Genomic DNA, 15100 nt, shown 5'->3' with positions numbered 1-15100 from the left:
CCCTGCCCTCACAGACAGAACCTCCGCAAGTGCCTGCTTTGAAATGTTAGCATACGGTCCCAAAAATGTCAAGGGATTATCTTCCGTATTTCCCGGTCATAGGTGAAAATCCCGTTCATCTCTTCTTCCACATCGCTCAGCTGTGTATAAACACTGGCACACAATCCTTTTGGGATCTGCTCCTTTACCTTTGCCATCTGCGCCTGAAACGCGGCATTCAGGCTGTCCAATGTTTTATGCGTTCCATAGCCATAGAGCTTGCTGCAGGCACTGTGTCCCGCAACCCGCAGGGAATATCCTCCAAATTCCGACAATACGGTAGCGCGCTCCTTTTCTGCCGCAAATTCCAGCTTAAAGAAATAATTGTGCATGCTCTGCAGGTCCCCGCCCTTCTGGTCAAACCATCCGCTTGCCTGGTCGATCAGCCGGGTGCTGTCGCAGAGCCTTGCGATCCTCGTCATATCTTCTGTCTGGAACTGCCCCCAGCCTTCGTTGAAGATCACCCATACCGCAATGGACGGATGTCCTTTCAGGATCCGGATCGTCTCCTTCATCTCCCGGACAAATTCCAGCCGGCCCTCCTTATGGGCGCGCGACAGCAGATGGGGATAGATATCTGCCATCTTCCATTTTTTCCAGGAGATCAACGTCGCGGCGTAGGTCACAAACCAATGCCTGTAGTAGGTTCCCCCGTTCACCATGTCCTGCCACACCACCATTCCCAGGCGGTCGCAGTGATAATACCATCTCTGGGGTTCAATCTTGATATGCTTTCGGATCATGTTGAAGCCCATCTTCTTCATCTCCAGAATATCAAAGATCAGCGCATCATCCGAGGGCGCGGTATACAGCCCGTCCGGCCAGTAGCCCTGGTCAAGAACGCCGTTCTGGAACTGAACCCTTCCATTCAGGCAGATGCGGGGAATCCCTTCCGCATCCGGTTCCACAGTAAATGTACGGAGAGCAAAGTAGCTTCGTACCTGATCCTCCCCCATGGTTACAGTAAAATCGTAGAGCCAGGGTTCCTCGCAGGTCCACGGACAGACCTCCGGAATCGGAATTGCAAGATACGCATTGGACATGCCGGAAATTTCCGCTGTCATCGAAGGCCGCTCCGGACCGTCCGAAGCCGTGAGCTGTCCGGATGCCTGCGTCTGCATTGGTTCCGGATGACGGATACGCGCTGCTTCCGTGTGCGGCTCTTCCGTCCGTTTGGATGGCTCCCATGCCTTCTCATCGGCCGATGCATGGATGCGCGGCGCCTGGATCCGGATCGTGACAGGCGCCGTATTCTGTGACCTGACAAAAATCCGGACCCGTTTTTGATCCAGCTCCGGCTCTGTGATCAGCTCCTCTATATAGTTCTCCGGCACGTACTCCATCCAGACGGTCTGCCAGATGCCGCTCTGGGCAGTATAGAACATGCCGCCCTTTTTCAGCTTCTGTTTCCCCTTTGCGTGGTAAGAAGTATCGCTCAGATCCTTGACCGCAACCACGATCTCATTCTGCATTTCAGATCTGTCAGTCTCCTCTGCTCCAGGGCAGACGCCGGACGGTCCTGCTCCTGTCCTTGGAGCGGTTTCCTCCGGCATTGACGGAAGCCTTCCGCAGCGTAGGTACTTCGTGATGTCTGCGGAAAAGGGGAGATATCCTCCCGCATGCCTGGCGGCCTCTTTTCCATTTACATATACCCTGCATGCCTGGTCCACGGCGCCGAAGTGAAGGATAAGGCGCATACCCGCATTCTGCATTGCGCAGTCAAACTGCCGGCGGTACCACAGATACTCATCCGGCTTAAGCTGCCGTTCCACCCCGGAAAGTACGGTTTCGGGCGAAAACGGCACCAGGATCCTGCCGTCATATCTTTCCGGTTTTTTGAATTCCTTCGTAAATGCATAATCCCAATACCCGTTCAGATTGACATAACTGTCCCGTCTCAGCAGAGGGCGCGGGTATTCCTGTAAAATGTCATTTGCGTCAAGCACCTTTCCCCACCGTGTATATAACCGCTCCATAGACTTTCCTCCTCTCCATAAATGCGCCAATACAGAAAGCCTGCCGCCGGCAGCCCGCATACATTCGTATACTGAACCCCTGCCACCGGCAGTCTTTCCGCATACATTGATATGAAAATGGGCAGATCATCCGTCTGCCCGTTTTGTTTTCGCAATAAGTACGGAGTGGCGCCCCATATTCACTACGATTTCTCCTTTATGAATAATGTATTCATCCTTTTTTGTTGTAAAACCATCTTCATAGGAATAAATCAGCCGTTTCATCCTTCCGGTAACAGGCACTTCCGCCATCCATACCGGGACAGTGACCTCCCGAAGGCTCTCACTGTTGTTCAGGATCACAACTACCTGCTCATCACCCTGAAACCTTCCGTACGCCAGCACATCCTTCTCCCAGTACAGCATCCGTAAGGATCCTGTACGAAGCGGCCGCTCATTCTTATGTATCTTGATCATTTCCCGATGGAACTCTATCATCCGCCGGTTCTCTTTTCCCCATGGGTACGGCCTCCTGCTGTCCGGATCCGTAAATCCGCACAGACCTGCCTCATCTCCATAATATACCGTAGGCGCTCCGATCCAGGTCATCTGCACCGCAACCGCTTCCGACATGACCGCAAGGCTGACACCCTCCTCGGCGGCTCTGTGATCCATGCTGCCCAGACGGCCTGCCACCTGGTTGGTCCGTGTAAGAAAACGGGAGTGGTCATGATTGGAAAGCTCGTTCATCGCCGTCTGCAGGGACGACGTCTGCATACAGGACATAAAATGATTCATCGTATTAACAAAATAATCCGCGTTTCCTAATAAATCCGGCCTGTATTCGTCGCTGTGCTTTTCCATCCCGGTCAGGAACCAGGTCAGCGGTTCCATAAAGGCATCATAATTCATGATGCTGTCCCACTCATCCCCCTGCAGCCATTCCGCAGGATCGCCGTAATGCTCCGCCAGGATGAGCGCATCCGGCCGAACCCCTTTGATCTCTTTGCGGAACCGTTTCCAGAAGGCATGGTTATACTCATTGGTATGGCCTAAGTCCGCCGCCACATCCAGCCGCCATCCGTCTACGTTATAAGGCGGAGACACCCATTTCCTGCCGATCGCCATAATATAATCTTCCAGCTTCCGGGAATCCTCATAGTTCATCTTCGGCAGGGTATCATTCCCCCACCATCCGTCGTAGCTGGCATTGTACGGCCATGCGTCATCTGCATTATCATGAAAATGGAAAAAGCTCCGGTATGGGCTGTCCTTGCTGATAAACGCGCCCTTCTCATAGCCTTCCTGATTCTCATAGATCCTCTCCCGGTCCATCCATTTATTGAAGGAACCGCAGTGGTTAAATACTCCGTCAAGGATCACCCGCATACCCCGGCGGTGGATCTCTTCTACCAGCCGGATAAACAGTTCGTTGCTTGCTTTCAGATTTTCCAGGTCTCCGACACGCTTTTTATACAATTCCGCGTTCGTATTATCCTCGGCTCCGTCCGGCAGCGCCTGGCCTCCGTCCTGAATGATGAGTCCAAGATGCGGGTCAATATAATCGTAATCCTGGATATCATATTTATGGTTGGAAGGCGATACAAACAGCGGGTTGAAGTAGATCACCTCCACACCCAGCTCCTGCAGATAATCCAGCTTTTCCATCACGCCCTGGAGGTCGCCTCCGTAAAATCTGCGCACATCCATGGCGTGGGGCAGTTCGTTCCAGTCGTCCACCTTTCTGACAGGCTCGCCGATATAGATATATTCCCGGTCCCTGACGTCATTTTCCGGATTTCCATTATAAAAGCGGTCCACAAAAATCTGATACATGACGGCGCCTTTTGCCCAGTTCGGTGTGGAAAATCCCGGTACGATCCGGAACGAATAATGCGGCTTGATCTCGTCCGATACACCGGTACGGTCATAATAACAGACCTCATCTCCGCAGTGGATCTCAAAATAGTAAGAAAAAGTTTCACTGCCAAGCTTCCAGCTGATCTCGTAATAATCAAATACGCCGCGTGTGAGTACCCGTTCCATCTGATAGATTCCGGAGTCCGCCACCAAAAGGACCGTACTGACATTATTCCGGGCCGTGCGGAAACGCAGCCTGATCCTCTGCCCTTCCGCAGGTTCGGGCGGTATCACATAGGAAGAAGTCCCATCACAGAACAATGCGTCTCTGCACATCCTGAAATCTCCTTTTTGTTTGATCGATTCACAGACCTCTTCCGTATTTTCCTCTGTTTTGATAACGGCCTCTGGCTTTTCTTCTTTTCGTTCTATGTCTGCTTCCTGATTCTGATGCTCCTCTCCAATTTCATGCTTTTCCTGTCTGAAGTCACCCTTTGGCCATCGCATACTTTTTTTCCAAGATTTAAAAAACTGTGATTGCATTTTCTACCCCCTTAAATAACACTGTGCCTGCCTTCTCCAATTGTTGCCTATGCACTCACATCCGGTATGTCTGTCATTCCCTCCCCAAATTTAGGAACTACATCCAAATAGCCTGATCTGTTACTTTTTTCAGATTCCCGCAGGATATACGTCAGAATGGATCCCGTCCATATCCAGGACGTTCATATTCTCCGCGGAAGGTTTGTCAAAAAGCGCTTCAAATTCTTTCCGTGATATCTTTTCCTTCTCAAGAAGCAGCTTCGCGCATGCGTCCAATACGGAATGATACTCCTGCAAAAGCCCCCTTGCCCGGTTATAGCACTCATCAATGATCCTCTTCACCTCTTCATCAATGGTGCCTGCGATCTTCTCTCCATACCCTCTGGATGTATGGCCGAAGTCCCTTCCGATAAATACCTCGTCGCTGTCATTGTCGTAGTTGATCAGGCCGAGGCGCTCGGACATGCCGAACTTGGTGATCATGGACTTTGCGATCGCTGTCGCCTGGCGGATATCCTGAGATGCCCCGGTGGTAATGTCATCGAAGATCTCTTCCTCTGCCACGCGTCCGCCCAGTGATACGGTGATCTGCTGCAGCATATGCCCTTTTGTATTGAACATGTCGTCCCGCTCCGGAAGGGGCATCGTATAGCCTCCTGCCGCCCCGGTGGGTACGATTGACACACTGTAGACCGGCCCTACATCCGGCAGTACATGAAACAAGATCGCATGTCCCGCCTCATGATAGGCTGTGATCCTTCTCTCCTTCTCCGATACGATACGGCTCTTCTTCTCCGGTCCGATCCCGACCTTTACAAATGCATGGCGGATATCCTTCTGCTGCAGAAAGATCCGGTTGTCCCTGGCCGCAAGTATCGCAGCTTCATTCAGCAGGTTTTCCAGGTCCGCCCCGGTAAATCCCGCAGTGGTCTGCGCGATCTGCTTGAGGTCCACATCATCGCCCAGAGGCTTGTTTTTCGCATGGACCTTCAGGATCTCTTCCCGACCGCCCACATCCGGACGGCCTACGATCACGTTCCGGTCGAAACGTCCCGGCCGAAGGATCGCGGGATCCAGGATATCCTTGCGGTTGGTCGCCGCCATCACGATGATCCCTTCATTGACCCCGAATCCGTCCATCTCCACCAGGAGCTGGTTCAATGTCTGCTCTCTCTCGTCATGTCCGCCGCCTAGCCCGCTCCCGCGGCGCCTTGCCACGGCGTCGATCTCATCGATAAAGATAATGCAGGGAGCGTTTTTCTTAGCATCCTGGAACAGGTCGCGTACACGGGACGCGCCTACGCCCACGAACATTTCCACAAAATCGGAACCGGAAATACTGAAAAACGGCACTCCGGCCTCTCCGGCGATGGCCTTGGCGAGCAGCGTCTTGCCGGTTCCCGGAGGTCCCTCCAAAAGGACTCCCTTCGGGATCCTGGCCCCTACCTGGATATATTTCTTCGGAGCCTTCAGAAAGTCTACGATCTCTTCCAGTTCTTCCTTTTCTTCCTTCAGTCCTGCCACCTCGGCAAATGTCACCTGCTTGTCCGCCGGGCTGTTCAGACGCGCGCGGCTTTTGCCGAAGTTCATCGCCTTGGCGTTGGCGCCCCCGCCTCCCTGCCGGTTCATCAGCATAAAGATCAAAAGTACGCCTGCCATGGTGATCAGAACCGGCACCACGACCGTGGTGAACATGGTGTCCTCCTGCACCTTCAGAATCTGATAATCCTTCACATTATACTTTTTCAGAAGTTCTTGGACTTCATTCACGTCCGACACGTATACGATCCTGGATGACCGGGGATTGTTCAGCGTCACGGTCACGGTTCCGGTGGGCACGGACCTGCTCTGGTTGATAATGGCTCCCGCCACGTTGCCGTCTTTCAATTCCTGTTCAAAACGCGCATACGTCATCTCCTGGTCGCGCTGCTGCATCTGTCCTGTAAACCAAAGCGCAAAAAACACGATGGCAATAAACATGACGACACTGGCACCGCTCATTGTCCTGTACTTGTTATTGTTATTCAATGGTTTCTGCTCCTTCCCAACTTTATACTCCCTCTACCACACCGATGTACGGCAGCGTACGGTATTTCTGCGCATAATCGAGACCGTAGCCTACAACAAATTCGTCCGGGATCTGAAAACCGACATAATCGGTCCTGACTTCCACGACCCTGCGGTCCGGCTTATCCAGCAGCGTGCACAGACGGATGCTCTTCGCTCCCCGCTTTTCCAGTTCTCTCGTCAGGAAAAACAGGGTCCGCCCCGAATCAATGATGTCTTCTACGATCAGCACATCCTTGCCTTCCACGGATTCATCCAGATCCTTTTTGATCTTAATATTGCCGCTGGAGGAAGTTGCGTCTCCATAGCTGCTCACGTACATAAAATCAATCGACACCGGAAGCGTGATCCGCTTCGCCAGCTCGCACATGAAAAACGCGCCGCCCTTTAATATGCAGATCAGATGAATACTCTTGCCCGCATAATCCCTGCTGATCTCCTGGCCTAATTCTTCGATCCTCTTGTCTACGTCCTGCTCTGATATCAGTTCCCGAATTGTCTCCGCCATCTTTTTTCCTCCGTAATGCATGTTCTCTTTTGAGTACTTATTTTTTACTCCTTAAGCTTCATTTACTCTCATACTTCTTTTTAATCCTCTTTCACAACCTCGATCTGCAGGATCCGCTCTGTCCGGCCCGTGACCTGGTACGCACTGCTCATGCGGTGCCCCAGGATCCACAGGATCTGACTGCCGGACGCGATGCAGGGAATGGTGTCCCTCTCTCCCGCAGGTATCTTCTCATTGATGAACCAGGATTTTAATTTCTGGCGGTGTCCCGCCCGATCAATGGTAATCTGATCGCCGCCCTGTCTCGTCCTGATACAGAGCGCTGTTTCTATTATATCATAATCAAACCATTTCGTGTACTCTTTTTGTGGGATTTCCTCCATAGAAAAGCACATTGTTTTCGGGAAAATCCTGCATCGGATGGTCAGCCCCATATTCCGAAGGCAGGTCTCCCCCGGAATCCGCAGCGGATATCCAGGGTTTTGCCCCTTTGGCAGCCTGCGTGGATCCGGACTTCCGTCTCCGTCGGCACGCCAAGCTTCCTCAGCCCTTCCGGAAGACTCAGACAAAGCATCTGCTTTGTTTTCCTGCTTCCGGTACAATTCCACCCCTTCGTAAGTACGGACCGCACGTATGAAAAGTGGAAGGTCCAGGCTCCTGCCGGACTGCTTCTGAAACAGGTCCAGAACCCCGCGGATATGGATTCTGCCTACATCCCGCATCTGCCCCGCCGCCAGCTCCATAGCCTTTTGGATCACCATCGTACAGAGGATATCCGGTTCTTTTTCCCGAAGCTCCTTTGTGATCAGGAAATGTCCCGGCGCAGCCTGGATCTTGACATATTCCCGAAATGCTTCCTCCGCGCGCAGCTCCATATAATCCCGGACTTCCCGGAGCTGTTCCATTACTTCATTCATATGCCGGACAGCCTGAAAATTGACCTCCTTTTCCAGAACAGGGATCACCAGATGCCGCAGCTTATTGCGTGTATACTCTGTATCGCCGTTGGTATCGTCCGTGCAGTACCCCTGCCCCCTTTGTCTCAGGAGATCCTCGATCTCATTTCGGTCCAGGCAGAGCAGCGGACGGATGTACCTCCCGTTGACAGGCCGGATCCCGCCCAGTCCTGTCAGTCCGGTCCCTCTTGCCAGGTTCCACAGGAGTGTCTCCGCATTGTCATTCTGATGATGCGCCAGGGCGATCTTCGTTCCCCCGCACCTTTCCCGGATCTGCTCAAAGGCTTCCCGGCGGATGTTTCTGCCACACTCCTCAAGAGATTGTTTCCTTTTTTTGGAAATTGATTCCAAATCCACCCGAAAAACTTCCAGAGGAATGCCATATTGTCCGCACAGCTCCCGCACAAACTCCTCATCCCGGTTCGCCGCTTCCCCCCGCAGGCCATGATTGACGTGGACTGCCGTAAAGGAAATCCCCATCCGGTCCCGAAGATCCAGAAGCACGAAAAACAGGCATACCGAGTCTGCTCCTCCCGATATACCTGCTATAATATGATCTTCTGCCGAGATCATATGCTGTTTTTCTATATATGCCCTTACTTTTTCCATAATATCCCTCAGCCTTTCGGGTATACTATACTCAATACGGCTAAAAAAAGCAAGAACAAATATTGCTGCGGTTCACTATTCCATTTCTCTGACATTTTTTCTGACCTTGAGGATCATGGAGGGCGCAACGGAAAGCTCATCCAGCCCCATCCGTACAAATTCCTGAGTCAGCTCCAGGTCCGCTCCCAGCTCGCCGCAGATGCCTGCCCATTTTCCATGCTTATGGGCATTGTCCACAACCATCTGGATCATCCGAAGGATCGCCTTGTGGTGAGGATTGTAAAAATCATCCAGCTTTTCATTCTGACGGTCAATGGCCAGCGTATACTGGGTCAGATCGTTGGTTCCGATACTGAAGAAATCTACCATCTCCGCCAGCTCGTCGCTGATCATGACAGAGGCCGGTGTCTCAATCATGATCCCCTGCTCCGGTATCTTGTAGGGGATTCCCGCGTCGTTGAGCTCGCATTCCACTTCATCCACGATGCTGTAGATCTGCCGCACTTCCTCTGTGGAAATGATCATCGGATACATGATGGAAAGGTTGCCGTATGCTGCCGCCCGCAAAAGGGCGCGGAGCTGTGTCTTGAAAATGTCCGGCTGCTTTAAGCAGATGCGGATCGCCCGGTAGCCAAGGGCCGGATTGTCTTCGTTTCCCAGGTTCAGATAATCCGCCTGCTTATCCGCGCCGATATCCAGCGTCCGGATGATGACCTTCTTGCCTGCCATGGTCTGTACCACCTGCCGGTATGCCTGGAACTGCTCCTCCTCCGTCGGAAAATCATTCCGCCCCAGATACAGGAACTCGCTTCGGAAGAGGCCAATGCCTCCCGCGTCATTTTCCAATACATATCCCACGTCGCCGACGCTTCCGATATTTGCATAGATATTGATCTTTTTACCGGAAAGGGTCACATTTTCCTTTCCTTTCAAAGTCTGCAGAAGCTCTGCCTTCTCCTGCTCCTCTTTCATCCGGCTTTGTGTCTCCCGGCACAGCTCTTCTGTCGGGTCGAATACCACTTCCGCTTTGAAGCCGTCCACGATTGCGGTCTGGCCGGTATGGATCTCATCCAGGTTCATCGGCACACCGATCAGTGCCGGAATGTTCATCATACGCGCAAGGATTGCCGTATGGGAATTGGTGGAGCCATGGACCGTGACAAATGCCAGGATCTTGCTCTTATCCATCTGCACCGTCTCGCTGGGACTTAAGTCGTCCGCAATGATGATGGACGGCTCCATGGAGCTGAAATCCACATCCTCCTGTCCGGACAGGTTGCGTACCAGGCGGTTGGAAATGTCTTTGATATCCGCAGCCCTGGCCTTCATATAATCATCATCCATGTTGGCGAACATCTCGGAGAAGTTGTCTCCGGTCACTGCCACGGCATATTCCGCATTGATCTGCTCCGTGCGGATCATGCTGCTGATTGCGTCCCGGTAATCGTCGTCCTCCAGCATCATCTGATGGACCTCAAAAATAGCGGCGCTTGCTTCGCCCACCTCGATCACGGCTTTATCGTACAACTTCTGGAGCTGCTCCTGTGCTTTTCCCGCCGCCGCCTCTACTCTGGCGATCTCTGCCTCCGGATCCTCGGACCTTTCCCGCTTCACCTGGAAATCATTGTTCTTTAATACGGCCGCCGGGCCGAGGACGATTCCCTTGTATACGGATTTTCCTGAAAATTTTAACATAACAATATACTCCTATGAAATGAGCCGGCTGGAACATCCTTGGATGATCCAACCGTACAACTGTAATCGTTTTTACAGGTTTGCCTCGAAGAATGCCTTGATGTCTTCGTATGCCTTTTCTTCGTCCGCGCCCTCAATCTCTACGTCTACAACGTTGCCGCATTTTACGCCCATTCCCATGATCGCCATCAGCTTGGTCGCCTCTGCGGATTTCCCTTCTTTTTTGATCACGATCTTGCTCTCATACTTCTTCGCTTCCTTTGCCAGAAGTCCTGCCGGTCTTGCGTGGATTCCAATTGCGTCTTTAATCTCATAGCTAAATGTCTTCATGATAAATCCTCCTAATATGTATGTTTAGGGAAACAGCGGGGCAGAGCATACGGTTTTCAGATGATACCTGCCGCCTTTTAGCCGCTTATCCTTCTCTGGTTATCATCATAACACTCTGTGGCGGATTGGAAAAGAATAATTGTTTGCAAGATTTTTGAAATGGATTCAACCAAGTCGTTGTCCATACCTTTGGTATTCCCGGCCTATTCGGCAGTCTCATATTCATATTTTTCGATGATCCCCGCCGCCTCTTCCGGCGTCCTGCATTGGTGAAGACTCTGCTTAAAGTTCTCGTCTCTGAGCAGATTGACCAGATTGAAAAACGCCCGCAGATGGGTCTTGTGGTCAACCGCGCTCAGGCAGCAGACAAATTCCACCGGATCCAGCTCCTCCACGCCGAAGGGCACCGGATCTTTCAGGCGGATCAGGCTCATGCCGACTCGGATGCTGCCCTGCTCCACCCCTTCGTGGGGGACCGCGAATCCGGGAGACAGGACGATGTAGGGACCGTTTTCATCAATGTTGGCGATCATGGCATCAATGTAGCGCGCCTCAATGTATCCCATATCCAGCAGGATTTCTCCGGATCTGCGCACTGCCTCCTTCCAGTCTCCGCATTCCACATCAAGCATGATTCGGGTGTGCGGCAGCAGTTCATGGAGATACGGCGGCTCGGCTTCCGATTCCGTGTCCATGGTCTGATTAAAATATTCTCCCACGATCTTCCGGATTTTCCGGATCAGCTCCGGAGCGGCATCGGGAACCGATTCCCGGATGACCGGATCCAACTTTTCCAGAAGGCCCTTAGCCGTGATCTCATGCTCCTCTCCGCGGACAGGGAGATTCCGGCTGTCCCGCAGGCTGTCGATCTTATTGCCCACCCGGATATAATCTTCGTCGTTTAACAGCGGAGAGACAATCACATGATCCAGGCCGCAGCCTTCCAGCGGAACCGTGGAAATAATAAAATCCGCCTTTCCGGGATCCATGTTTTTCGCTTCATGGACGGAAATGATATCCACGATCTGGAAATTAAAATGCTTTTTCAGCCTTTCCAGCAGAAGCTGAGACGTCCCGATACCCGCATGGCAGGCCACGATCACATGGAACGCGATCTCCTTGTTCTTTTTTCGTTCCAGAGCGGCGCATACGTGGACCGTAATGTACCCCAGTTCAATCTCTTCAATGGGCTCGCCGGTATACTGCTGGAGGATCGGCAGTTTTTTCCGGACCGCGGCAGCCACCTCCGCATTTTCCTCTAAGATCTCCTCGATAATCGGATTGTCCGGATAGACCGGAGACGCGGCGGAATATACGGATTCCAGATGCGCGGACAGATTTTCGAAAAAGTCATAATCTCCGTTCAGATTGACCCGCAGCTCCTCTGAAATCTGCCAGATAAACTGCCGGGTGATAAACTGCAGCTTTACTGCATCCCCCTCGCCGGTTCTCTGCCGGGTGTACCTGGCCATGGAAAGCAGCTCGCTGAAAAACTGTATCTCATCCTCTGTTGTACGGAAATGACAGTATTGTGAGATCAGCTCCAGGATATCCTGTGCCATCTGGTGTTTGCCGCTGACATTTTTTCTGCGTACCTCTATATATTCTCCCATCAGGTTCCGGTTGATCATAATTTCCAGATAAAGCAGTACCTTTTTGAAAGAATCGTCCGTCAGGTAGCATTTGTGAATGTGCTCCTGCTCCGTGATGATCTTCTGGAGCATGGTTCGGGTTTCCTCGGGTACATGGATCTGCCCGGTCATAAGCTCCTGCTCAGCCATACTCTGACCGGAATCCGCGGCTTTCAGCAAAAAGACTCTTTTGTCACTCTCCGTCCCCTGTATGCGTAAGCCCCGGCTCGGATGGGACACTACCTCCAGGCCGCCTTCTTTTACGCATGTCTTGATCTCTTCCAGGTCATTGATCACGGTCGCCCGGCTCACGAACAGGGTATCGGCGATTGCAGACAATGTGGTATATTCCGACGAAGTGACCAGCAAAGCAGACGCAATCCGGATCCGTTCCCCTTTGGACAGCTTGTAGGCGTAAAAATCCCCATCTGAAACGAAGGAAAGGATCTGGTCAAATGAAGGATCTCGTATGATCTGGCCTCCGCTTTTCAGCTTCAGTTTCAAAAGTTCGTTTTCATTTAAAATATCATTGATCGTATTCAGATCATTGCGTATTGTCCTCTGGGATACGCCGAACTGCCCTGCAAGCCCGGAAATGCTGATGGGCTTTTCCGGGGCGCAGAGCTCATGTATGATGGAAATGGTTCGTTTGTTCATTGGTGAATTCCTTTATCATGTGGGAATCCCAACATCCATACTGCCGGAGCGGAAACCTTCCAGATCCAGAGTGATATATGGATATCCCAAATGCCTGATGTAATTGATAATATGCGAACGGTATTGGAGTAAAACAGGAAATTCTCCGGTATCCACCTCAATTCTCGCAATCTCGCCGTGGATCCGAAGTCTGACGTTATATAGTCCAAAGCCTTTCAAATAGGCCTCTCCCTGTTCCACCTTCTGTATCTCTTCGTAAGAAAGGGCCGCTCCATATGGAAATCTGGTCGCCAGGCAGGGCGCGGCAGGCCGGTCCGAAACGGACAGGCCATATTCTTCTGCCAGACGGCGTACATCTTCTTTCGTAAAACCGGCCTCAGCCAAAGGGCTGATCACTCCCAGCTCCCGGATTGCTTTTAATCCCGGACGATAGACATGGAGGTCGTCCTCATTGGTCCCTTCCTGGATATTTTGGATCCCCAGTTCTTCGGCTTTTTGCAGTATCTTTGTAAACAGATTCTTCTTGCAGAGGTAACATCTGTCCGGCGGGTTCTGGCGGATTCCTGCTTCCTCCAGTTCATCCACCGGGATGACCAGATGGGAGGCCCCAATCTCTTCCGCCACTTTTTTTGCATGTTCAATCTCACAGACCGGATGAAGGCGGGTCTGCATTGTCACCGCATAGATTCTGTCGGACTTTCCTGCCGCCTCACATACAAGCTTTAACAGCAGGCTGCTATCCACGCCGCCGGAAAATGCCACGATACAGCCTTCTTCTGCATAAGCCTGTATCTGGTCTTTGAGCCTGATCTTTTTCTCTTCGTATTCTGTCATTGATATTGTTCCTGCGCTTCTCTTTTTATGATTTCAAATGCATCCCGAAAACTGATACCGTTCTTTTTTGCCAGACGTTCTACCGAAGCATATTCCGGGTAGCCGCGTCTCGCTCCGTCCGGCAGGATGCAGACCTTGACCTCTGCCTCTCCCAATGATGTAGTGATCTTTCCCGCAGACCGTTCCAGCACGGTCCGCTCCATCTCCATTTTCCGAATGCCGATGGTCGTGGTTTCCCGGAAAATGATCGTCTCCATCTCCGGCACAGTTTCCCGGTCACAGATTACATTGAGCTGATATGCCGGGCGGTTTTTCTTCATATAAACAGGCGTGTAATGTACATCCCTCGCCCCTGCGTCAAAGAGGCGTTCCATGACATATCCGAGAGCTTCGCCGGTGCAGTCGTCAATGTTCGTTTCCAGACGGTAAACCACATCTTTTGGTATGCAGGCTTCCTTCTGGCTTTTTTGACCATCCGTTCCCGCGTCCGCGGATTTTTCCGCGCTTTCGATCAGCATCGCGCGGAGCAGGCTGGGTCTGTCATAGGTACGTTTTCCCGCGCCGATCCCGGTCTTTTTTATTACAAATGACTCCGGCAGCTGCTGTGCTGTCCGGATCGCCGCCGCAATGGCCGCCCCGGTAGGCGTTACCAGTTCGCCCTCCGTCTCGGTCAGGCGCAGAGGAAGCTGACTGGCCTGCGCGATATGGACCACCGCCGGAACCGGCACCGGAATCACGCCGTGCTGGCAGCGTACAAAGCCCCGCCCTTCGTAAATCCTGGGGATGACCGCCTCCGTGATGTCCAGATTGTCCAGACACACAGCGGCCGCAACAATATCCACAATGGAATCCACCGCGCCCACTTCATGGAAATGCACCTGATCCAAAGGAACACCGTGGGCTTTCGCCTCTGCCTCCGCAAGGATGGTAAAGATACGGACTGCCAGAGCTCTTGCCCTGCTGCTGAGATCCGCCTGGCTGATGATTTCCAGTATATCATTTAAGCCGCGGTGGATATGTGGGTGGCTGTGATGGCCGGCTGCATCGCCGTGAGCATGTGTCTCCGCCGGATCATGAAAATGTGAATGGCTGTGTATGCCTTCTTGAGAATGTTCATGGTTTTCCGCATCGTTATGGTGATGTAAGTGGCTGTGCACATGTCCTCCCTCCCCATGCAGATATTCCATATCATGGTCATGGTTCTCATGCTCTTCGTCCAGCCGTACCAGGAAATCGCAGGCGTCCAGCCCGGATTTTTTTACCCGGCTGACTTCGATTGAAAATCCTTCTACAGGAAGGCTCGCAATCGCTTTTTTCATAACCTCCTGATCCGCGTCAAGGTCCAGCAGCGCGGCAACCGTCATGTCCCCGCTGATGCCGGACGAACATTCCAGATATAATGTACTTCCCATTTTT

General features: G+C 52.2%; 10 protein-coding genes. All 10 read right to left on the bottom strand.

The annotated features are described in order from the left end of the window. Positions 1-68 precede the first annotated feature (68 nt). The 10 genes from ACTOY7_RS04810 to larC all read right to left on the bottom strand — a co-directional run bounded on the left by ACTOY7_RS04810 (position 69) and on the right by larC (position 15096). The gene (locus tag ACTOY7_RS04810; protein WP_482670377.1) at positions 69-2015 is read right to left on the bottom strand and encodes a glycoside hydrolase family 2 protein; all 1947 of its coding nucleotides are present in this window, start codon (positions 2013-2015) and stop codon (positions 69-71) included. A gap of 126 nt (positions 2016-2141) precedes the next feature. Further along, positions 2142-4190 carry a glycoside hydrolase family 13 protein gene (locus ACTOY7_RS04805; RefSeq protein WP_160281420.1) on the bottom strand — a complete coding sequence of 683 codons (2049 nt, stop codon included), beginning with the start codon at positions 4188-4190 and terminating at the stop codon, positions 2142-2144. A gap of 336 nt (positions 4191-4526) precedes the next feature. Next, entirely contained in the window at positions 4527-6398 is a 1872-nt protein-coding gene (gene ftsH / locus ACTOY7_RS04800; RefSeq protein WP_482670385.1) for an ATP-dependent zinc metalloprotease FtsH, read from the bottom strand. A 49-nt stretch (positions 6399-6447) separates the two neighbouring features. Continuing rightward, entirely contained in the window at positions 6448-6972 is a 525-nt protein-coding gene (gene hpt / locus ACTOY7_RS04795) for a hypoxanthine phosphoribosyltransferase (protein ID WP_160281369.1), read from the bottom strand. Between the two features lie 80 nt (positions 6973-7052). Then, entirely contained in the window at positions 7053-8537 is a 1485-nt protein-coding gene (tilS, locus tag ACTOY7_RS04790; protein ID WP_394683919.1) for a tRNA lysidine(34) synthetase TilS, read from the bottom strand. Positions 8538-8612: 75 nt separating this feature from the next. Beyond that, a complete protein-coding gene (gene ptsP, locus ACTOY7_RS04785) occupies positions 8613-10232 on the bottom strand; it encodes a phosphoenolpyruvate--protein phosphotransferase (protein WP_160281367.1) in 1620 nt (539 codons plus the stop codon). A 72-nt stretch (positions 10233-10304) separates the two neighbouring features. Next, positions 10305-10562, bottom strand: coding sequence for an HPr family phosphocarrier protein (locus ACTOY7_RS04780; RefSeq protein ID WP_004075097.1), 258 nt, complete (start codon positions 10560-10562; stop codon positions 10305-10307). A gap of 203 nt (positions 10563-10765) precedes the next feature. Then, positions 10766-12850, bottom strand: a complete 2085-nt coding sequence (locus ACTOY7_RS04775; RefSeq protein WP_300884535.1) for a BglG family transcription antiterminator — start codon at positions 12848-12850, stop codon at positions 10766-10768. 15 nt (positions 12851-12865) lie between these two features. Further along, a complete protein-coding gene (gene larE, locus ACTOY7_RS04770) occupies positions 12866-13684 on the bottom strand; it encodes an ATP-dependent sacrificial sulfur transferase LarE (RefSeq protein WP_482670376.1) in 819 nt (272 codons plus the stop codon). Continuing rightward, a complete protein-coding gene (gene larC, locus ACTOY7_RS04765) occupies positions 13681-15096 on the bottom strand; it encodes a nickel pincer cofactor biosynthesis protein LarC (RefSeq protein WP_482670375.1) in 1416 nt (471 codons plus the stop codon). The genes larE and larC overlap by 4 nt, the downstream gene beginning before the upstream one ends. Between the last annotated feature and the right edge of the window lie 4 nt (positions 15097-15100).

The organism is Schaedlerella sp. (genome assembly GCF_056796775.1).
The sequence above is the reverse complement of the archived record's forward strand: the minus strand, read 5'-3'. Positions and strand labels throughout refer to the sequence as shown.

Bases quoted from the DNA above. Each gene is read 5' to 3' on its own strand.
- ACTOY7_RS04775 (WP_300884535.1), bottom strand. From the start codon at position 12,850: ATGAACAAACGAACCATTTCCATCATACATGAGCTCTGCGCCCCGGAA.
- ptsP (WP_160281367.1), bottom strand. From the start codon at position 10,232: ATGTTAAAATTTTCAGGAAAATCCGTATACAAGGGAATCGTCCTCGGC.
- hpt (WP_160281369.1), bottom strand. From the start codon at position 6,972: ATGGCGGAGACAATTCGGGAACTGATATCAGAGCAGGACGTAGACAAG.
- larE (WP_482670376.1), bottom strand. From the start codon at position 13,684: ATGACAGAATACGAAGAGAAAAAGATCAGGCTCAAAGACCAGATACAG.
- tilS (WP_394683919.1), bottom strand. From the start codon at position 8,537: ATGGAAAAAGTAAGGGCATATATAGAAAAACAGCATATGATCTCGGCA.
- ftsH (WP_482670385.1), bottom strand. From the start codon at position 6,398: ATGAGCGGTGCCAGTGTCGTCATGTTTATTGCCATCGTGTTTTTTGCG.
- larC (WP_482670375.1), bottom strand. From the start codon at position 15,096: ATGGGAAGTACATTATATCTGGAATGTTCGTCCGGCATCAGCGGGGAC.
- ACTOY7_RS04805 (WP_160281420.1), bottom strand. From the start codon at position 4,190: ATGTGCAGAGACGCATTGTTCTGTGATGGGACTTCTTCCTATGTGATA.
- ACTOY7_RS04810 (WP_482670377.1), bottom strand. From the start codon at position 2,015: ATGGAGCGGTTATATACACGGTGGGGAAAGGTGCTTGACGCAAATGAC.
- ACTOY7_RS04780 (WP_004075097.1), bottom strand. From the start codon at position 10,562: ATGAAGACATTTAGCTATGAGATTAAAGACGCAATTGGAATCCACGCA.